This window comes from Neobacillus sp. MER 74, from assembly GCF_023714155.1.
In genome coordinates, this window is the sequence record NZ_JAMAUV010000002.1 from 337334 (window position 1) to 357825 (window position 20492).

Sequence of the window (20492 nt, forward strand, 5' to 3'; positions counted from 1 at the left end):
GTCTACATGACCGGTTCTTTTCTTTTATATAAATTGGAATGGATCGGTATTTTCAGCAGAAGGAAAAATCTCCACTTCAAAACCTGAATCATGGCACATCTTCTGTAGAACTGTTGTTAACCCTTTTTTCATTACTTTTTCAACATTATGACCTGGATCAATCATATTCAAGCCTTGCATCATTGCATCATGTGCGGTGTGATAATAAATATCCCCCGTAACATATACATCTGCCCCTTGAAACTTGGCATTCATAAAGTATTTATTTCCATCTCCGCCTAACACAGCTACCTTTTTAACTTTTGAAGACAAATCCCCAACCACTCGGACATGAGAAACTTCTAATGTCTTTTTAACTTTTTCCGCAAATTCTTCTAATGTCATTTCAGGAACTTTTCCGATACGTCCAAGACCGAGTACTTCTCCTTTGTTTTCAAGTGGATAGACATCATAGGCCACTTCTTCATATGGATGGGCTTTGATCATGGCCGTTATTGTCTTTTTGAGAATAGATTCTGGGACAATCGTCTCAATCCTCACTTCCTCCACTTCTTCTAAACGGCCTGTTTCACCAAGAAATGGAGTCGTATTTTCTCCTGGTAAGAATCGTCCCGTACCACTTCCGGAAAATGAACAATGGCTGTAGTTCCCAATAAATCCTGCACCTGCATTTCCAAGAACCTTCCTGAGATCCTCTGCATGACTGACTGGAACAAAAACAACTAATTTCTTAAGATTAGTTTCGAATGTAGGTACTAGAACCTCTGTACTTTCCAGCTCTAGTGCTTCTGCAAGCAGATCATTTACCCCGCCTGTTGCTATGTCAAGATTCGTATGCGCTGCGTAAACAGCAATATCGTGTTTCAATAATTTTTCAATGATTTTCCCCTGAACGGATTCCGTTAATAAATTCTTAAGGGGACGATAAATAATCGGATGATGAGCGATAATGAGTTGGACATCTTTTGCAATCGCCTCATCGATAACATTTTCAAGGACATCGAGTGCAATCATGATTCGCTCTACTTTTTTATTTAAACGACCGACTTGTAATCCAATCTTATCACCCTCCATCGCCAATCCTTTTGGTGAAAACTGTTCAAACAATTGAATGACTTCATGACCATTAGGAATTTTCATCCATTAAAACCTCCTTTACAAGCTGAATTTTGCCAATAATTTCTTGCTTTTTATCTTCCGTTTCAGGAGATTGTGCTGCATTTTCTAGTGCCTTATATATACGTTTCCAGTTATTCAGTTCTGCCGTCCATTTTTTCTTAAAAGTCTCATCCAGTTCTTCAACAAGGAAAGGTCCAACTAATAGCCCTAAATCTTGATTTTTATTATACGGCTTATACGGGTCGCCCTTTTCTCCGATTAATATTTCGTATATTTTCCCATCTTCTTCAAGTATTTCTTCCGCAATAAGCTCCCAATGATTTTCTATAAACCATTGCCTAATGGAAATAGCATTAATATTGGGCTGTAAGACAAGGCGCTTGACTGAGGTTAACTTTTCTTTACCATTCTCTAAAATACTCGCAATTAAAGCCCCGCCCATACCAGCGATAGTAATACAATCGACTTCTCCATCTTCAATAACCTCTAGACCATCACCCATTCGCACCGAAATGATATCCGTCAATCCTTCTGCTAATACATTTCTTTCAGCTAATTGAAATGGACCTACTGCAACTTCACCTGCAATTCCAAATGATATCCCTTTGTTTTTCGCTAGGAAACAAGGTAAATATGCATGGTCTGAGCCAATATCAGCAACCCTCGCCCCACTTGGGACATATTTGGCAACCGCTGCTAACCTAGCTGATAATTTATCTGTATTCAATCATACCACCACTTTAATAAAAATTATTAAATCCAAAACATTGAACTTTGAGAATTGTCCAGCTCCAGTGCCTAGGGGCTCGGGGTCGTAAGCCAATCCGTCAAGAAGGTTAAAGAACAACCTTCTCGCCGGCTCGTCTTATGCCCGTCGCCCCTGATCAAGGCCCTTCCGCTTTTCGTTTTAGTATAAAAAAAGTCCTTTACAGATGCAAAGGACCTTTTTTACTTATTTTATTGTTGCTAACCAGTCTGCCATTGCAGCTGCTTGTTCTTCTGGAACAAGTCCTGCTGGCATACCTGTACCCTTACCTTTTGTTACAAAGGTCATAATTTCTTCTTTAGAATACTTGCTGCCTACACCTTTAAGTGATGGTCCTACAACCCCTTGGTACTGATCGCCATGACAACCAATACAAGATTGCTTGTAAATGTCCTCAGGCTTTGATGCGGCAACCTCAGTTTTCTCAGTGCCTTCTCCTTTATCCTTCGCAATTTCTTTACTATCACCAAGACCTTTGAAAGACAAAATTAGCATCAGCACAATTCCAAAAGCCATGATAAGAACGTAAGGAATAACCGGATTTCGCTTCATGATATTACCTCCCTTATGTACGAACGTCAGTAAATATGAAAATAGTCTGCAAACAACTACTATTTTACTCGAAAAAGAACAGAAGGAAAAGCCCTAAACTTATTTTATCACTATAATCTTCATAAAAAAAAGAAAACAGGCTAAATTTGTAAAATTTTCTAATTTAGCCTGTTCTAAATTTCACTCTTTTATCTTATTAACATCCAATTAACCTTGAAATGACCATTCTTTGGACCTCTGAAGTACCTTCGCCAATTTCAAGCAGCTTTGCATCTCTCATCATTCGCTCCACATGATATTCTTTCATATAACCATAACCGCCATGAATTTGAACAGCTTGGTCAGTCACTTCCATGCAAATTTCTGATGCATAGAGTTTACACATTGCTGACTCCTTTGAAAATGGTCTTCCCTGATCCTTTAACCAGGCTGCCTTATACACCATATTCCGGGCCAATTCGATCTTCATGGCCATATCAGCAAGCTTAAACTGTATAGCTTGGAAAGAGGAAATAGACTTCCCAAACTGTCTCCTTTCCTTTGCATAGGCTAAAGCTTTTTCATAAGCCCCCTGAGCAATTCCTACAGCCATCGCACCAATTCCTATACGACCACCGTCTAACGTTATTAAAAACTGTTTAAAACCCTCTCCACGCTTGCCTAAAAGGTTCTCAACAGGCACTCGTACATCCTCTAACACTAATTCGGTTGTATTTGATGAATGCAGGCCCATTTTCTCATAGTTATCAATAATAGAGAATCCATCTGTACTAGTTGGAACAATAATTGCACTTATTTCTTTTTTTCCGTCCTTTTCTCCTGTAATGGCCGTTAACGAAAGGTGCTTCGCATAACTAGCATTTGTAATAAAACATTTATTTCCGTTTATGACAAACATACCGTCTTCTTCACGTGCAGATGTTCTAGTCCCGCCAGCATCAGATCCAGCGTTAGGCTCTGTAAGCCCAAACGCACCAAATGATTCCCCAGTACAAATCGGAGTTAGATATTTTAACTTTTGCTCCTTGGTGCCAAATAAATTTAGTGGTGCCCCTCCTAAAGAAATATGAGCAGAATAGGTAATCCCTGTCGAGCCGCATGCTCGGCTTAGCTCTTCGGTTACAATCGCAAAGCTGACTGTATCTGCTCCTCCCCCGCCGAATTCCTCAGGAAAAGGCAGTCCCATAATGCCCATTCCAGCTAATTTTTTAAATATTTCTACTGGAAATTGTTTATTTCGGTCGCGCTCAATCGCACTTGGTGCGACTTCCTCTTCCGCAAATTGACGCATTGTTCTCTTTATCATTTCCTGCTCAGAAGTTAAGTCAAAATTCATGTTCATCCCCCTTATCAAAAACCAAATGAATGCGCTTTCTTTACTATTATAAGAGGAATTATCTTTATTTCACAATACTTAAAAATTTTAAAAAATATTCTATTATATGGATATAATAAAAATTCAATCAATGATAACGGATAACTAAAATATTTCACTATTCTGTTAATGGAAAACAAATTCTATCTCTTTTTTACAAAAGTAAAAGATAAAAAACCATGTCAGGAAATTCTCATGTCTATTTGCAAAATGAGAGACAATTCAGTAAAATGGATTCAAATACAGAAAGTGCTTACATTTCCATTTATGATATTACGTATGCTTGGCAAAAAAATAGCCTACTTCAAATGATGAAGTAAACTATTTATTAATGAATTTTATTCTAAGAAATCTTTTAATCGCTTACTGCGGCTAGGATGGCGTAATTTCCTTAATGCCTTAGCTTCAATTTGACGGATACGTTCCCGTGTAACACCGAAGACTTTACCAACCTCTTCAAGTGTACGAGTTCGGCCATCATCCAGTCCAAAACGCAGGCGGAGGACATTTTCTTCTCTGTCAGTAAGTGTATCTAGGACATCTTCCAACTGCTCTTTTAATAATTCATAAGCAGCATGTTCTGAAGGAGAGGTTGCATCTTGGTCCTCAATAAAATCACCTAGATGGGAATCATCTTCTTCACCAATTGGTGTTTCAAGTGATACAGGCTCTTGGGCGATTTTCAAAATTTCTCTAACCTTATCAGGTGTGAGATCCATATCTTCACCAATTTCTTCTGGTGTTGGTTCACGGCCAAGATCCTGAAGTAACTGACGCTGAACACGGATTAATTTATTAATCGTTTCAACCATATGCACAGGAATACGAATCGTCCTCGCTTGGTCAGCAATTGCACGTGTAATCGCTTGGCGAATCCACCAGGTTGCATAAGTACTGAATTTAAAACCTTTTTGATAATCAAATTTTTCAACGGCCTTAATTAATCCCATATTTCCTTCTTGGATTAAATCAAGGAACAACATTCCGCGGCCCACATAACGCTTGGCAATACTTACTACCAGCCTTAGGTTTGCCTCTGCAAGGCGTCGCTTGGCTTCTTCATCACCTTGTTCAATACGGAGAGCCAATTTTTTTTCTTCATCAGCGGAAAGCAGGTCAACCCGGCCGATTTCTTTTAGATACATACGAACCGGATCATTAATCTTAACTCCAGGAGGAACGCTAAGATCGTTTAAATCAAATTCATCATCATCACCTTTTGCCAATTGCTTAGGATTTGGATCTTCCTCTTCACTATCGCCAACCAGTTCAATACCTTGGTCACCGAGGAACTCAAAAAATTCTTCCATTTGGTGAGAATCTAATTCATAGTTAGCCAATTTCTCAGCAATATCATCATAGGCAAGGACGCCGGTTTTCTTCCCCAGTACCGTTAACTGGTCTTTCACTTGTTCAAAAGTGAATTCATTTTCCACTTCTTTTGAACGGGCTGATTTTTCAGCAGCCATATGTCCCACTCCTTCCAGAATCAAAGACAGTAAAAATGGAATCTATAGAGATTTACGCAATTGAAGAATTTCCATTGCAATTGCAGCAGCTTTACTAAAATCACTTTGCCGCTCTGCTTCTTTTTGTTCCACTTCTTTTTCTTTTATCTTTAACAATTTTTGATAATTCAACACCTGTTTGATATAATCACTTAATTCATGATTTGTTAACTCATCGTTAATGGGCATCATTTCAATGTTTGCAACCATTCGTCTGAGATTATCATCTTGAATATAGGACAAAAACGCACTTGAATCAGACTGGAAATGTTCTTCATAAAATGCTAACAGATAGGTTATTATTGCCTGATGTTCATCAATATTAAACGTATTACCCTGTAACAAATCCTGCACCTTATAAGCCACATCTCGATCCTTTAACATGTGAGCAATTAATCGTCTCTCTGCTGTATAATGCTTTGGCTTAAGTTTGCTATCTTGCTTTGGGACTAAAATAGGCTTATTTGCAGGTTGCTTACTTCCAGTTGATTTTCTTTTTTCTGCGAAGAATATCTCCTTTTGCTGCTGTTTTAAAGCATCAAGTGAGAGTGAGAATTCAGCGGCAAGTTGACGTAAATAGTGATCCCTTTCAACTGCTTTATTCAAAGTGCTAATTTCCTTTATTAACACTTCGATATATGCAAGTCTATCTCCTTCAATTTGCAGATTTTTCCCCCTGCGAAAGTAAAGAAATTTGAACGCCATCCACGTTAGACTTGCACTAATAACCTCATTTCGGAATTTTTCGGGACCATTCTTTTTAATATATTCATCTGGGTCCATTCCATCTGGCATCATCGCAACCTTTACTTGAAATCCACCATTACTAAGATGGTTTCCAGCACGATAGGCTGCCTCAATTCCGGGTTTATCAGAATCGTAGCAAATGGTTACGGATTGGACATTTTGCCGTAAGAGGGCTATATGTTCATCTGTCAAGGAAGTCCCCATCGTGGCTATACCATTTTCCACACCAGCGCGATTTGCAGAAATAACATCAGCAAATCCCTCAAATAAAACAGCAAATTGCGATTTTTTTAAACTTGGCTTCGCATTATGGTAATTGTATAAAATTTTACTTTTATTAAAGATTGGCGTTTCAGGACTATTTAAATATTTGGGCTCGTCGGCCCCAAGTGTTCTTCCTGAAAAAGCAATCGTATTGCCGTTTCGGTCAAAAATCGGAAACATAATCCGATCCCTAAATCGATCGAAATAAGTCCCATCTCTTTCACGTTTGATAATTAATCCGGCTTTCTCCATCCATTCAGGCGGAAAATCTCTTTTTGAAAGAAACTTAAAAACATAATCCCATGAATTTAAAGAATACCCAATTTGAAACTTATCTATTGATTCTCGAGTGAATCCCCTCTGAAGCAAATATTCCAAAGCATGTTGACCTTCTTTTGTATTTACTAGCAAATGATGGTAAAATTTCTGTAACAGCTCATGAGCACCTAAAAATGCTTGGTGCTCTTCCGAAAACTTTTTCTCACCATATCCGCCAGACAAATTGATTTCAAGGTCTATATTAGCCTTTGCAGCTAGTTTTATGGCTGCTTCTTGGAAGGAGATCCCTTCTAGCTCCATTAGAAATGAAAAGACATTACCACCAGCGCCGCAACCAAAGCAATGGAAAATTTGTTTATCAATAGATACAGAAAATGACGGGGTGCTTTCTCCATGGAATGGACATAATCCGAAGTAATTTCGCCCCTGCTTTTTCAGTTGAACATAATCGCTGATTACTTCGACAATATCAACAGACTGACGAATTTGATTAATCTTTTCTTCGGCAATACGTTCTGCCATGTAAAACAACTCCATTTGGTCTATCAGGTATTCGGCAGGCACCCTCTTAATTCCTGCAAAATTCGACAAAATTTTTGGAATTTAATTCTGTCTTAAATTTTTCACGCTCTTCTGTTTGAAAAAGTTTTGGTTCCTTTCCATAAATCCCCCTTTTTCTTGCTTGTGCACATCAACATATTTCCAGTTTGTATATGTAGAGTTTTCTTCTTTCATATGATGAACGTAGAAAGCAGCAAAAAGAATATGAGGACTAAACACCAACACTATTTCGACAATCTCCGTTTAATCCGGGCATGAATCTACACCGGCATAAATAGTCGAATTGCCGTTTACATAAGTATTAATTCTACATTACTCCGCATATTCCTTCTTTAAGAAATAACTTTTGCAAAAGGAGTTATGTCGAATTCTTTTTAGGGGGTCCCCTTGACATCTAACAATAAATAGTTTATTCGTTCATAAGCAAGTCTAAACCTAAAAAGATATATTTTTATCACAATTTTTTATTATAGTACATTTATTATCATTTTACCATAACTTTTTATCATTATTATTCCACTTTCTATCAGTAGAAAACACATAATCAAATGATTATGTGCTAGACTCTCCCTTTATGAAAATAATTTAAGATAACATTTGCCGTTTCTTCAACCGCTTTATTGGTAACATCAATAACTGGGCAATTTATTTTCTGTACTACTTTCTCAAAAAAGATTAATTCCGCTTTAATCCTGTCGAGCGTAGCATAACTTGCCTTATCATTTAAGCCTAAAGAAATTAACCGTTCCCGTCTGATATGGTTTAACTTTTCAGGACTTATTTTCAAACCAAAACATTTCTCGATTGGAACTCTATAGAGTTCTTCTGGCGGATCCACTTCTGGTACAAGCGGGACATTTGCTACCTTTAATCTTTTATGAGCTAAGTACTGTGAAAGTGGTGTTTTTGAAGTCCTTGAAACCCCTATTAATACAATATCTGCTTTTAATATTCCTCTCGGGTCACGACCATCATCATATTTAACGGCAAATTCGATTGCTTCGACTTTTTTAAAATAATCTTCATCCAATTTTCGAACAAGTCCTGGTTCACATAAAGGTGTTTTTCCACTAAACTGTTGAATCTGATCCATAATTGGACCAATTAGATCGACAGCTAAAATCCCTTCCTGTTCAGTTCTATTCTTAATATATGTACGCATATCAGGTTTGACCAGCGTAAATGCAACCATTGCTTTATCTAATAAAACCAGTGAAAGAACTTCATCAATATGTTCCTTATCTTCCACATATGGGAATCGTTTTAATATCATTCCTGAGCCATTGAATTGGCTTATTGCTGCTTTTGTAACTAATTCAGCTGTTTCCCCCACTGAATCGGATACGACATAAATAATTGGCGAACTCATTCTCCCTCAACAACCCCTTAACATATTATCTTTGTTACTCATCACCCAGTGCGACGAACGCTTTGGTAATACTTGTTTTGGTTATTCTTCCGATAACCTCAAATCCATTTTCTGTTTTCCGAACCACTGGAAGTGCATCGATCTGTTTTTCAATTAATTTCTTAGCGATATCAATTAATAAATCTTCTCGTTCACACATAGTGATATTAGGCATTCTTGTCATAATAATATTAACAGGAATGGTGGTTAGTTCTTGCTTCCCTATACTAGCACGGAGCAAATCCTTTCTGGATAATACTCCAACAAGAATGGTGTTTTGATCTACTACAAATAAGGTTCCCACATCTTCCAGGAACATCGTACAGATGGCATCATAAACGGAAATATTTTCATTCACCACAACAGGGATAGACTGATATTCCTTCACGTATATTTTTTGTAAATTTTCGGTTAAAAGCTGTGTCCCTGATTTTCCAGTATAAAAATAACCGACACGGGGCCTTGCATCTAAATAACCTGCCATCGTCAGAATGGCAAGATCCGGTCTAAGCGTCGCCCTAGTCAAGCTTAGTTGCTCTGCAATATGTTCCCCTGTGATAGGCCCGTTTTCTTTTACAATTTGCAAAATATGTTCTTGCCGTTTGGTTAGTTCGATTGTTCACACCACCTTAGTTTCCCATTTAGAAAGGTTTTTATCTCAAGATACTTACTTTATTAGAAATATTATATACTATTGAATCTATTAAGAAAACTCGCCAATTGGCGAGTTTCCTCTTAAAACATCATCTTTTCTTGCAAGAAGCTAACTAGTTCATGTATCGAGATACGCTTTTGCTCCATTGTATCACGGTCACGAACTGTAACCATACTATCTTCTTTAGAGTCGAAGTCATAGGTAATACAAAACGGAGTACCAATTTCATCATGCCGACGATAGCGTTTTCCAATCGATCCTGATTCGTCATAATCAACTGAAAAATGTTTAGCCAGAGTCGCGAATACTTCACGTGCTTCTTCTGACAATTTCTTTGATAACGGAAGAACCGCTGCCTTATATGGAGCTAATGCAGGGTGGAAATGCATGACCGTTCTAGAAGTACCATCTTCAAGCTGTTCTTCATCATAAGCATCAATTAAGAATGCTAAAGTAACACGGTCTGCTCCTAAAGATGGTTCAATACAATAAGGAACAAACTTTTCATTTGTTTCTGGATCAAGGTAATGGAAGTCCTCACCAGAATACTCCATATGCTGCTTCAAATCATAGTCTGTTCTTGAAGCAACCCCCCAAAGTTCGCCCCAGCCAAACGGAAACTTAAATTCAAAATCAGTTGTAGCATTACTGTAATGAGACAATTCGTCCTCAGAGTGATCGCGAAGTCTTAAATTTTCCTTTGTAAGGCCTAATGACATTAACCATTGTTCAGCAAATTGCTTCCAATAATCAAACCATTTCAACTCCTCACCAGGCTTACAGAAAAATTCAAGTTCCATTTGTTCAAACTCTCTTGTTCGGAAAGTGAAATTACCCGGAGTAATTTCATTTCTGAAACTCTTCCCAATTTGAGCAATACCAAATGGCATTTTCTTTCTCATCGTCCGCTGGACATTTTTAAAATTAACGAAGATACCTTGGGCTGTTTCAGGACGAAGAAAAATTTCATTTGTACTTGATTCTGTTACTCCTTGGAAAGTTTTAAACATTAAGTTGAACTGGCGAATTCCAGTAAAGTCATGACTGCCGCAATCTGGACAAGCGATATTGTGTTCCTTCACCAATTCTTCCATTTTTTCAAATGGTAAGCCATCGACAATCATTTCAATGCCTTTTTCATCGAGAGCATTTTCAATTAATTTATCGGCACGATGACGTGCTTTACAATTTTTACAATCTATCATCGGATCATTGAAGTTCCCAATATGGCCAGATGCTTCCCAAGTACGCGGGTTCATTAAAATACTCGCATCTAAACCGACATTATATGGTGACTCTTGGACGAATTTTTTCCACCATGCCTGCTTAATATTATTTTTAAATTCAACACCTAACGGACCGTAATCCCAAGTATTGGCAAGACCTCCGTAGATCTCTGAACCAGGAAAAATAAATCCTCTGTGTTTGGCATGTGAAACGATTTGTTCCATTGTTACATTCATAGAAATTGCTCCTTTAAAATAAATTTGATTCAAACAAAAAAACTCCCGTTCCTATGCTAGATTAGCATAGGGACGAGAGTTACCCGCGGTTCCACCCTAATTGCTGCTAAGAAGCAGCCTCTTTTATCGTGTTAATAAACACAAATATTGCTCAGGAACGCCTTCGTTAGTTCTCTATACCCTAGCTTACACTATCCTAGGTTCGCTTTTATAGAGGATGACTAAGTACTCTTCTCCATCACTGCAATTATTTTATTAATGAAAATAATAGCGAAAACTCCAAACATTGTCAACTAGGCGATTATAAGAGATTGCGAAATTTATCCATGGAATTTAGAAACTTCTTGGATTTAAGGTGCAAACCAGAATACTCTTCATAATAGGCAGTAATAACCTTCTTAAGTTCAGCTTTTGTTTCTTCTTTAACAGAAATATTCCCTAATCTTGAAAGATCAAAATAATAAAATACCCTTAATAATTTAACCGCAGCAGCGGATAGTTTAAGATGATACGGATCTTTTTCTAGACATCGATGACAGAGAAACCCGCCTTCACGAATCGAAAAAGAAAAATGTCCGTCTGTACTGCCGCAAACGGAACATTGATTTAAGATTGGGTTCAAACCCATCACATTTAACATTTTCATCTCGTAAATATTCATGAGGATATCTGGGTCATAACCTTCATTTAAGTAATTTAATGTTTGAAAAAGCAACTCAAAATGAAAAGGATTTGGTTTCTTTTCATCCGTGCACTTATCCGTTAATTCGACAATATAACTAGCATAAGCAGTTAAAAAAATGTCTTCACCAATCGACCGTAATGATGTAGCCGTTTCTCCCTGCTGCAGGCTGCCTAAACCAGACCCTCTTGCAATTAGAAAATAACCATGTGTAAAAAGCTGTGTGATGGAGGAAAGGCGGCTGTTAGGCTTTTTTGCACCACGAGCCATGACTCCAACCTTTCCCCATTCCCTAGTATATATTGTTACAATTTTATTTGTTTCACTATAATCAGTTGTTCTAATAACAATGCCTTCACACTTCTGAAGCATTATTGTCACCTTCTAAAGTAGCACGAAGACAAACTTATGAAACGGGAAAATCGATTTGTGCTAGCTCATCATTCAGATTTCCGGGTATTTCCTGGTTTTCCTTCTCTAGTTCTTTAATGAGAAGATATGTGTCAATATTACCTGTTTGGAGGAATACTTTCCACGTAAAATCCATCATCGAAAACCCCACCTTTCATATTTAGACTAGCTGTTATTCGGTCCCAAACCTTACAATTATCATAGCCTGCCAGCGCAAAAATCATAAGACGAAATATTTGTTAATGTTGTCCATGCATAATTTGAAATAAACAGTAATACTTTAGTTAGGGTTAATTAATATTCATCTTCGTTAAAACCATAATCTCGAAGCTGGGACATCTTATTACGCCAGTCTTTTTGAACTTTTACCCATAACTCTAAATACACCTTAGACCCTAGAAGATTTTCTATATCTGCCCGTGCACGCTTCCCAATTTCTTTTAACATACTTCCTTGCTTTCCAATTATGATTCCTTTTTGGGAATCACGTTCAACAATTACGGTTGCCATGACATCGATCATGTCCTTACCCTCTCGTCGCTCCATTTTGTCAAGAACAACAGCAAGTGAGTGTGGAATTTCTTCTCTTGTTAAGTGAAGGGCTTTCTCCCTGATAAGCTCTGTAATAATAAAACGTTCCGGGTGATCTGTCACTTGGTCTGCTGGATAGTATTGTGGTCCCTCTGGCAAGAAAGACTTAATCTGCTCGAGCAATCTTTCGACATTATTACCTTCAAGCGCTGAGATGGGGACAATTTCTTTAAATGGATATTTTTCTTGATATGATTCAATAATTGGCAATAATTTATCTGGATGAACTTGATCAATTTTATTAATGACAAGAAAAATTGGCGTATTAACGGTTTGAAACTTTTCAAGGATAAATTCTTCGCCACGGCCAAACCCTTCTTCGGCATTCACCATAAACAAAATCAAGTCTACTTCTTTAAGCGTATTCACTGCTACCTTCATCATAAAATCGCCTAATTTGTGCTTTGGTTTATGAATTCCTGGCGTATCAATAAAGATCATCTGTGCATCATTTACTGTTAACACGCCTTGGATTTTGTTACGAGTGGTTTGCGCTTTATCACTCATGATCGCAATTTTTTGGCCAATCACCCGATTTAGAAACGTGGATTTCCCGACATTAGGCCGGCCAATTATAGAAATAAAACCTGACTTATAACCTTTGCTGGAGTTCTCATTATTTAACATGGAGATCCTCCGATGTTACAGTAACACATACTGTTGCTTCTTCAATTAGGTGTTCGATATTCACTCGTGTTCTTCCCTTCCAGCAGATGTCTGCTGTTCCTTTATTTTACCTCAAAATCCATTGAAAATCATTACATATAGATGAAAAAAATTAAAAAATTAGAATTTTCTCATAAATTAGCGAGTCCACTTTTTTTTCGCTGTAGAGTCATTTTACCGAATTCATTATTCGATTTCAAATTTCGTCGAACCCCCTATTCTAACTATCTAAAATAACTCTAGAATATAAGGTAAAAAGATCACAATCCCAATGACAAATGAAAGAACGGCATATACAAAGACGGCGCCAGCCGCCAAATCTTTCGCCTGTTTTGCCAAGGAATGATATTCTCCTGTAACGAGATCTACTACTCTTTCGATAGCTGTATTCACTATTTCCAACGCAAACATTCCTCCAATTGCCATAAGGATGAATAACCATTCAAATTTAGTAATTGAAAAATAAAAAGAAATAAGTAAAACAACAATCGAACTAAAAAAATGGAAGCGCATATTCCTCTCGCCCCTCAGGGCAGTTGCAATCCCCGCAAATGCAAACGAAAATGACCTTAACAACCCATACTGTGCCGATTTAGCGTTTGAGTCCATATTCGTCTAAAATATCCTTCTGCAATGTAAACATTTCTTTCTCCTCTTCTGCCGTCATGTGATCATAACCCAGGAGATGCAAGAATCCATGTACAGCTAGAAAACCAAGTTCACGTATAAAAGAATGCCCATATTCTTCTGCCTGCTCGATTGCTTTTGGAACAGAGATAATGATATCACCCAAAACCCTAGGCATATCGGCTCCTACAAATTCCACTTCACCTTCCCCTAGTTCTTCCATCGCAAACGAGATAACATCTGTTGGCTTGTCTTTATCCCGGTATTCTCGATTTATTTCTTGAATTCTTTCGTTTGAAACAAATGTGACAGAAACCTCACTATGCTCTTCCACATCCTGTTTTTTTGCGGCAAAGTTAATTACCCGTTCGATTTCAAGCATTTGTTCTTCTGTAAGTGTTTCAGTTTCATCAATACAATCAATTAGTAATGTCATGCTTGCTTCACCTTCTTTATCATTTCTGGATACTCAATTCTGGAGTGAAAAATCCCTTTTAAAGTTTCACATAACGCTTCAGAAACCGTTTCAATTTCTCTCATAGTGAGATCACATTCGTTTAATTGTCCATCTTGAAGACGATCCGCAACAATTTTCTTAACTAGTGACTCAATTAATTCAGGCGTAGGCTGGGATAAAGAGCGAACAGCCGCTTCCACACTATCAGCAATCCCAACTACTGCAGACTCTTTTGTTTGTGCCTTAGGTCCAGGATATCGATAATCTGCTTCCTTAACTTCAGTATCAGCTTGAGCTGCTTTGTGGTAAAAGAATTTTAGCAAGGTAGTTCCATGATGCTGCTCGGCAATATCAATAATTTCCTTGGGCATATTGTATTTTTTCAAAATAGAAGATCCATCTGTTACATGTGCGATAATAATATTCGCGCTTTTATCTGGCGGGAGGCGATCATGTGGATTCTCAAGATGCATCTGATTTTCAATATAAAAATTCGGGCGCTTTGTTTTTCCAATATCATGATAATAACTTCCTACTCTCGCTAAAAGACCATTCGCTCCAATTGCTTCACAAGCAGATTCCGCTAAATTAGCGACCATCACACTATGATGATATGTACCTGGTGCTTCCATTAAAATTTTTCTAAGCAATGGATGGTTGGGATTAGAAAGTTCGATTAGCCTCATCGTTGATAAGATTCCGAAACTCGCCTCAAAAAAAGGAAGGAGTCCAATCGTTAGTACCGCTGAACCTATTCCTGAAACAAGGGCTGTAATTAGATAATATCCATACTCAATTCCAGTAAATTGCCCATTCGGCAAATACATTAACGCTAAGATAGTTAACAGGTTTACGAGTGCGGCAAAGGAGCCTGCCTGAAAGATTTTCGACCGTTGATTAAGTTTACTTAAAAATAGGATACCCGCCAAGGAACTGAATAGGATATAGATACCCTCTGAAAAATTTAAAGTCCCCGTAACCCCTTCATTAAATAAAATACTGCCGCAAACCGCCATGATAATAGACATTAGCGTGGCTAACTTTTCATCAATTAATATTTTAATTAACATCCCTCCTAAAGCAGCAGGGAATAAATAGCCAATTCCAGCATAATTAAAAATTTGCAGCATGCTGATGATTTTCATTATAAGTATCGTAAGGATGAATATTATCCCAAATAATAACAAGTCCGTCTGCTTTTTTCCTGGTATAGACTTAATTTGAGAAAAATAAAAATAGATAGCTGATAGAATAATCGTTATTAGAACGATTAAGCCAATAAAGGGTTTGAAGGGTCGTTCATTATCAAGGAGACCGACCAACTTTAATTGCCGATAAATATCCTGGTTAATTAACTCTCCTTCTTCAACAATAATTTGCCCCTGTAGAATTTTGGCAGGTTCTACACTTTCTACTGCTTGCTGCCTCAGTTCCTCGGTCGCATTAGGGTCATAAAACTCATTTTGAATAATAGCATACCTGCCTAATTCGATGACACCCCTTCTTAAATTATCATTCAAGGTGGTGTATTTTAATTCTTCCTCTACTCTTTTCTTGGCATTCTCAACATCATCTGCAGAAATCCTTTGGGCCATTACATTATTAATCGCTGTAACAGTTAAATCCTTAGCAATCGATAATTCATCAGGATTGGCTTGTACTAAAGCAACAAAGACTTGATCAGAAAGTCCCTTGGAGACATTTGGTGTTAATTTCGCTTTTAACCGGTCCATTTTTTCCGAATCACTTGGTTCAGCTTTATCAGGTTTTTCTTCTGCTGCTAACTCAGCATGCTTGTTTATTTCTTCTTTTATTTCATCATTCATCTCAACTGTGGCTTGAAAAATGGAGCTAATTAAATCCACTCGATTTTGTGTGTATTCTTTTTTTAAGGTATAGACATCCTGAACCTGATCTATTGCTTCTTTACGCTTATTTTCTGTACTTTTTCTATCTTCTACTGTTCCTGGTGAACGAATTGTTTTTTCCGCAACTGAAAATAGGCTTAAATCTAATTTCTCAGGTTTTACATTACTATACATTGCTGCTAATAACACGGTACCTAACATTATAAAGAATAGTACTAGAAAGAAAGTTATATCCAGCAGCTTACGTATCCGTATGAAGTATTGCTGAAGTTTACCCAACTATATCCCTCCAACCACTGCCCTTGAAAAAAGATTCAAATTGTTCATAAATCAATTCTCAATAATTGTCATATTTTCACTGTTTTTGCTTCATGTAAAATGATAACAGTTTTTCGTACAAGTTTCACCTTCTTTAGGAGAAGATTTGTTTTTACTACATTTTTTAGAAAAAAAGAGGCAAACCTTTATAGGTTTACCCCCTTGTTATTGTTGAATTGCTTTCTTCTCGTATGCCTCAATAATTCTGCCAACGAGCGGATGTCGAACAACATCCGTTTGTTCTAAAAAGATAAACGATATTCCGTTGACATTTTTTAAGATTGCTTCTGCTGCAACTAAGCCGGATTTTGCCCCTTTTGGCAAATCAATTTGTGTTTGATCCCCAGTGATAACCATTTTAGACCCAAATCCAAGCCTTGTTAAAAACATTTTCATTTGTGCATGTGTTGTATTTTGGGCTTCATCTAAGATGACAAATGCATCATCTAATGTACGTCCCCTCATATAAGCAAGCGGGGCGATCTCAATCGTCCCTCTTTCCATTAACCTTTGTGTATGCTCTGCCCCCAATATATCATGAAGTGCATCGTATAATGGCCGTAAATATGGATCCACTTTTTCCTTTAAGTCCCCTGGTAAAAAGCCTAAACTTTCCCCTGCCTCAACCGCTGGTCTTGTTAGAATTATTTTATTTACCTGTCCATTTTTAAGAGCGTTAACAGCCATGACCACAGCTAAATAGGTTTTACCCGTTCCAGCAGGTCCAATCCCAAATACAAGGTCGTTTTTTTTGATGGCCATCACATACTGTCTTTGACCAAGTGTTTTAATTCGAATAGTTTTTCCTTTTACATTTTTGCCAATTTCTTCTTCGTATAAATTCACAAAATATTCCAATGTCCCTGCATTCGCCATTTGCACAGCATACAGGACGTCTCTTTGACTAATATTTACCCCTTTACGGATCACGATCATTAATTTATTAAGAATCTGCCCTGCCAGAGTAACTTTTTCTTCGTCCCCTGACAAACTAACTGCTTCACCACGAGTAATGACTGTGACTCCAAGTTCCTGTTCAATGATTTTTAAATTGGAATCTGAATTCCCTAGCAAACTAATTGCTTCTGCAGGATTTTCAAGCTGTACACTTATGGTAGTTAACTTTTCTGTCATTCACTAGTCTCCTTGGAAATCGGTTGTCCGACCGCAATATTTTCTATTACCTTAAAATGAATATCCAGTATAACTTTACCATTTTTATTTACTTTGTGTAAAATTTTTTCATCCTTTATAATAGCATCTTCATCTAACTGCCCTTTTATTTGTTTTTTTGCAAGTTCAATTGCTATTTGCTGCGCCTCTTTATTAGTATAAGAACGCTGCACCTCTTCTCGCTCGCGAAGGGTCTTATTGAGGTAGGAAACTGGCAATTCCCACTTCAAGAAATGAATTTTATGAACATTCTCTTCTGTTTCATAATTACTGAATTCTGGCTTACCAAACCCCCAAACTGGGAGTTCAAAATTGCCAAGTAATATAAAATGTTTTTCCTTTTCTTTACCGTTAAAAACTTTAAAGTTGGTTTCTAACGGGAGTTCAACGTGACTTTTATACCATGTTTCGCCCCAGACCTCACCCTTAGCAGCAACCAATTCTGGGCTATCTTCTTGTCCAAATGCACCTGAAACAAGGAGTTGACCTTTGTCTACGTGATCATGAATATCCACCATTTTTTGACCATTTTCAATATACATATTAACTATTATTGCTTTCTTTTTCGCAATAAGATTCCGCGGTGATAAATGCTCGGGTTTTTTGGGCTCATTTTTTTCAACTACTTGGAGGTGAAAGGTTGTCCCCTTTAACTCCACACCAACCCATGTTAAGTCCCCGACATTATTAGTCAGTTTCCTCTGAATACCTTCCACATTATCTACAAAAAATTGTAACTTTCCAATTTTTACGCCCATCTTGTCCAACTCTTTACGGATTTGGTACTCTGTTGCTGGTTTTGCGCCTTTAATTTCTATTCCCCAGATAACATTAGACAGAAGCAATAATAGGAACAAGAAAATTCCTGCACCTGCTATAAAGCCACTATTTTTCAACATTCTGCGAAATAAAAAAGGAAGCCCGTTCCTTCGTAAAAAGGATACTGAGCAATTGCTTTTCCTCGCATATCGCCTGATACTCTTGGCATCTTTAAGCCTCATATTAAACGTTATTGTCTCGGTTCCATGTCTTTTGATATTCCAGATTGGAAAATCATTTCTTGTCAGGACATTAATAAAACGTTCAGTGCCCTTTCCTGATACTTTTACAGTAACCCTGCCATTAAAAAATTCGATCCACTGGTTATTCATTTTGTTCCTCCCGGATTTTCATTTATATAAATGACCTGATCAATTTTCCCTTCTAGCAAAATTTCTTCAGGTAAAATGGTTTTAATCACAAAGGATTTTCCTTTTATTAATAACTGTCCTTGCTTTAACAACAAGCGAAGTTCCTTATCTGTAAATACCAACAACCCTCGATGATTCTCAATATAGACATGAATTTGCCCGATCATCGTAATACGGGGTAAATCCATCATGACATCTTGAGGAAGATCCATTTTTTTAGCCATCCAGTTACGAACCCGCCCGGCCCAGTTTTTCGCCATAAAAAAAGAACCCCCTTTCATCTCATATTTATGAAATGAAAGGACGTTCTAGCACACCTTTTTCGTATTAACTAAGTTGATTTACCACTAACTGTTTCTGGGACGGTATGGTTTTTTTGACCGTGGTTCCCCAAGAATCTCAGCCCAAATAATACTGTTAATGAGCGTTTTTTCATCGGAATTTAGGGCGATGTTGCTGTCCTCTACCGGTCTAGGATTTCCATCTACTTTTTCAGCCTTTTGTTGGCCAACGGACATTCCGATCCGATTGACCTCAGGCTTTTGTTTTAGTTGAAGGTATTTATTTTCAAGATTATCTTTTGGAGTATCTGGAATATTCTTTGATGGTAAGGGTCCAGTTGTTCGAGATTCCTCAAAATCCAGTTGTTTTTTTACCAAAGTTCGAATTTCATCAAAAGTTTCCTTTGAAAATGTTTTGTTTCTAGTTGTTCCTTTCTTCCCTTTGGCATTACGGAAAACCATAGAAGCAATACCGATGATAATCATAAATAGTATGCTTTCCAATAATCTCCACCCCTTTCATATCCCAAAGTGGATTATTGTCCGTCTTTTTTGTCTCCAGTCATCTTACCGATAGAACCTCTCATATCAGTGTCTGCTGATATATTTTTATAGTTCATATAATCCATTACACCTATATTGCCCGATTTAAGTGCTTGAGCCATTGCCAGTGGAACCTCTGCCTCAGATTCTACAACCTTTGCCCTCATCTCTTGAACCTTTGCTTTCATTTCTTGTTCTAGAGCCACTGCCATCGCCCGGCGCTCTTCTGCTTTCGCTTGAGCAATTTTCTTATCTGCTTCTGCTTGCTCTGTTTGTAATTCAGCTCCAATATTTTTACCGATATCTACATCCGCAATATCGATGGAGAGGATTTCAAAGGCCGTACCAGCATCAAGGCCTTTGGAAAGAACAGTTTGGGAAATCAGATCTGGATTCTCAAGCACTTTGCTATGACTATCTGACGAACCGATGGTAGAGACAACACCCTCCCCGACACGAGCAACCACCGTTTCTTCCCCGGCACCACCAACAAGTCGTTCGATGTTAGCACGAACAGTAATTCTTGCTTTTGCCTTTACTTCAATCCCATTCATAGCCACACCAGCGATAAATGGCGTCTCAATGACTTTTGGGTTAACACTCATCTGAACCGCTTCTAAAACATCACGACCAGCTAGATCAATAGCAGCACAACGTTCAAAGGATAATTCAATATTAGCCCGGTGTGCAGCAATTAGAGCATTTACGACTCTGTCAACATTTCCGCCGGCTAGGTAATGGCTCTCCAGTTGATTAGTGGTAACGTTTAAACCCGCTTTATGGGCCTTTATAAGGGGATTAACCACCCTGCTTGGCGTTACCCTCCGAAGCCTCATTCCAACTAAGGTAAAGATACTGATACGTACACCTGCTGCCAGTGCGGAAATCCACAGCATGACCGGTACAAATGATAATAAGATTCCAAATAATAGTAAGGCAACTACTACAACCGCAATAATAAAAATCGTTCCGTTACTTGCAAACATAT

General features: G+C 37.7%; 20 protein-coding genes and 1 other annotated feature. All 20 genes read right to left on the reverse strand.

All coding sequences use genetic code 11. The annotated features are described in order from the left end of the window. Window positions 1–24: 24 nt before the first annotated feature. Window positions 25–1140 carry a Nif3-like dinuclear metal center hexameric protein gene (locus M3610_RS06090; RefSeq protein WP_251457329.1) on the reverse strand — a complete coding sequence of 372 codons (1116 nt, stop codon included), beginning with the start codon at window positions 1138–1140 and terminating at the stop codon, window positions 25–27. Further along, window positions 1127–1846: a tRNA (adenine(22)-N(1))-methyltransferase gene (locus M3610_RS06095; RefSeq protein ID WP_251457334.1), complete on the reverse strand. Its 720-nt coding sequence runs from the start codon at window positions 1844–1846 to the stop codon at window positions 1127–1129. Before M3610_RS06095 ends, M3610_RS06090 begins: the two co-directional genes overlap by 14 nt. A gap of 225 nt (window positions 1847–2071) precedes the next feature. Next, entirely contained in the window at window positions 2072–2437 is a 366-nt protein-coding gene (gene cccA / locus M3610_RS06100; RefSeq protein ID WP_098575530.1) for a cytochrome c550, read from the reverse strand. A 196-nt stretch (window positions 2438–2633) separates the two neighbouring features. Continuing rightward, window positions 2634–3773: an acyl-CoA dehydrogenase family protein gene (locus tag M3610_RS06105; RefSeq protein ID WP_251457337.1), complete on the reverse strand. Its 1140-nt coding sequence runs from the start codon at window positions 3771–3773 to the stop codon at window positions 2634–2636. Between the two features lie 377 nt (window positions 3774–4150). Continuing rightward, window positions 4151–5281 (reverse strand): RNA polymerase sigma factor RpoD, encoded by a 1131-nt coding sequence (gene rpoD, locus M3610_RS06110; protein WP_098575532.1) that lies wholly within the window; start codon window positions 5279–5281, stop codon window positions 4151–4153. A 42-nt stretch (window positions 5282–5323) separates the two neighbouring features. Continuing rightward, on the reverse strand, window positions 5324–7132 hold the full coding sequence (gene dnaG, locus M3610_RS06115; protein WP_251457339.1) for a DNA primase: 1809 nt from the start codon (window positions 7130–7132) through the stop codon (window positions 5324–5326). 598 nt (window positions 7133–7730) lie between these two features. Continuing rightward, the gene (locus M3610_RS06120) at window positions 7731–8540 is read right to left on the reverse strand and encodes a pyruvate, water dikinase regulatory protein (RefSeq protein ID WP_251457342.1); all 810 of its coding nucleotides are present in this window, start codon (window positions 8538–8540) and stop codon (window positions 7731–7733) included. Between the two features lie 34 nt (window positions 8541–8574). Then, window positions 8575–9195 (reverse strand): transcriptional regulator CcpN, encoded by a 621-nt coding sequence (gene ccpN / locus M3610_RS06125; protein ID WP_098575536.1) that lies wholly within the window; start codon window positions 9193–9195, stop codon window positions 8575–8577. Between the two features lie 119 nt (window positions 9196–9314). Next, a complete protein-coding gene (locus M3610_RS06130) occupies window positions 9315–10697 on the reverse strand; it encodes a glycine--tRNA ligase (RefSeq protein ID WP_251457346.1) in 1383 nt (460 codons plus the stop codon). A 65-nt stretch (window positions 10698–10762) separates the two neighbouring features. After that, window positions 10763–10948, reverse strand: a binding site (T-box leader). 50 nt (window positions 10949–10998) lie between these two features. After that, window positions 10999–11751, reverse strand: a complete 753-nt coding sequence (recO, locus tag M3610_RS06135; protein WP_098575537.1) for a DNA repair protein RecO — start codon at window positions 11749–11751, stop codon at window positions 10999–11001. A gap of 34 nt (window positions 11752–11785) precedes the next feature. Next, window positions 11786–11929 (reverse strand): YqzL family protein, encoded by a 144-nt coding sequence (locus tag M3610_RS06140; RefSeq protein ID WP_066257674.1) that lies wholly within the window; start codon window positions 11927–11929, stop codon window positions 11786–11788. A gap of 155 nt (window positions 11930–12084) precedes the next feature. Further along, the gene (gene era, locus M3610_RS06145) at window positions 12085–13008 is read right to left on the reverse strand and encodes a GTPase Era (RefSeq protein ID WP_026563545.1); all 924 of its coding nucleotides are present in this window, start codon (window positions 13006–13008) and stop codon (window positions 12085–12087) included. A gap of 267 nt (window positions 13009–13275) precedes the next feature. Then, a complete protein-coding gene (locus M3610_RS06150) occupies window positions 13276–13656 on the reverse strand; it encodes a diacylglycerol kinase family protein (protein WP_251457350.1) in 381 nt (126 codons plus the stop codon). Then, window positions 13640–14110, reverse strand: coding sequence for an rRNA maturation RNase YbeY (gene ybeY / locus M3610_RS06155; RefSeq protein WP_251457353.1), 471 nt, complete (start codon window positions 14108–14110; stop codon window positions 13640–13642). The genes M3610_RS06150 and ybeY overlap by 17 nt, the downstream gene beginning before the upstream one ends. Beyond that, window positions 14107–16278: an HD family phosphohydrolase gene (locus M3610_RS06160; RefSeq protein ID WP_251457356.1), complete on the reverse strand. Its 2172-nt coding sequence runs from the start codon at window positions 16276–16278 to the stop codon at window positions 14107–14109. Before M3610_RS06160 ends, ybeY begins: the two co-directional genes overlap by 4 nt. Window positions 16279–16482: 204 nt before the next feature. Next, a complete protein-coding gene (locus M3610_RS06165; RefSeq protein ID WP_251457359.1) occupies window positions 16483–17451 on the reverse strand; it encodes a PhoH family protein in 969 nt (322 codons plus the stop codon). After that, entirely contained in the window at window positions 17448–18641 is a 1194-nt protein-coding gene (yqfD, locus tag M3610_RS06170; RefSeq protein WP_251457362.1) for a sporulation protein YqfD, read from the reverse strand. The genes M3610_RS06165 and yqfD overlap by 4 nt, the downstream gene beginning before the upstream one ends. Then, window positions 18638–18940, reverse strand: coding sequence for a sporulation protein YqfC (gene yqfC, locus M3610_RS06175; RefSeq protein WP_026563539.1), 303 nt, complete (start codon window positions 18938–18940; stop codon window positions 18638–18640). The genes yqfD and yqfC overlap by 4 nt, the downstream gene beginning before the upstream one ends. An 87-nt stretch (window positions 18941–19027) precedes the next feature. Next, a complete protein-coding gene (locus M3610_RS06180; protein ID WP_251457365.1) occupies window positions 19028–19465 on the reverse strand; it encodes a hypothetical protein in 438 nt (145 codons plus the stop codon). A gap of 32 nt (window positions 19466–19497) precedes the next feature. Next, window positions 19498–20490 (reverse strand): flotillin-like protein FloA, encoded by a 993-nt coding sequence (floA, locus tag M3610_RS06185; RefSeq protein ID WP_251457368.1) that lies wholly within the window; start codon window positions 20488–20490, stop codon window positions 19498–19500. Window positions 20491–20492 lie beyond the last annotated feature (2 nt).

Bases quoted from the DNA above. Each gene is read 5' to 3' on its own strand.
- M3610_RS06090 (WP_251457329.1), bottom strand. From the start codon at position 1,140: ATGAAAATTCCTAATGGTCATGAAGTCATTCAATTGTTTGAACAGTTT.
- cccA (WP_098575530.1), bottom strand. From the start codon at position 2,437: ATGAAGCGAAATCCGGTTATTCCTTACGTTCTTATCATGGCTTTTGGA.
- M3610_RS06105 (WP_251457337.1), bottom strand. From the start codon at position 3,773: ATGAATTTTGACTTAACTTCTGAGCAGGAAATGATAAAGAGAACAATG.
- rpoD (WP_098575532.1), bottom strand. From the start codon at position 5,281: ATGGCTGCTGAAAAATCAGCCCGTTCAAAAGAAGTGGAAAATGAATTC.
- dnaG (WP_251457339.1), bottom strand. From the start codon at position 7,132: ATGGCAGAACGTATTGCCGAAGAAAAGATTAATCAAATTCGTCAGTCT.
- M3610_RS06120 (WP_251457342.1), bottom strand. From the start codon at position 8,540: ATGAGTTCGCCAATTATTTATGTCGTATCCGATTCAGTGGGGGAAACA.
- M3610_RS06130 (WP_251457346.1), bottom strand. From the start codon at position 10,697: ATGAATGTAACAATGGAACAAATCGTTTCACATGCCAAACACAGAGGA.
- recO (WP_098575537.1), bottom strand. From the start codon at position 11,751: ATGCTTCAGAAGTGTGAAGGCATTGTTATTAGAACAACTGATTATAGT.
- M3610_RS06140 (WP_066257674.1), bottom strand. From the start codon at position 11,929: ATGATGGATTTTACGTGGAAAGTATTCCTCCAAACAGGTAATATTGAC.
- era (WP_026563545.1), bottom strand. From the start codon at position 13,008: ATGTTAAATAATGAGAACTCCAGCAAAGGTTATAAGTCAGGTTTTATT.
- M3610_RS06150 (WP_251457350.1), bottom strand. From the start codon at position 13,656: ATGGACTCAAACGCTAAATCGGCACAGTATGGGTTGTTAAGGTCATTT.
- ybeY (WP_251457353.1), bottom strand. From the start codon at position 14,110: ATGACATTACTAATTGATTGTATTGATGAAACTGAAACACTTACAGAA.
- M3610_RS06165 (WP_251457359.1), bottom strand. From the start codon at position 17,451: ATGACAGAAAAGTTAACTACCATAAGTGTACAGCTTGAAAATCCTGCA.
- yqfD (WP_251457362.1), bottom strand. From the start codon at position 18,641: ATGAATAACCAGTGGATCGAATTTTTTAATGGCAGGGTTACTGTAAAA.
- yqfC (WP_026563539.1), bottom strand. From the start codon at position 18,940: ATGGCGAAAAACTGGGCCGGGCGGGTTCGTAACTGGATGGCTAAAAAA.
- floA (WP_251457368.1), bottom strand. From the start codon at position 20,490: ATGTTTGCAAGTAACGGAACGATTTTTATTATTGCGGTTGTAGTAGTT.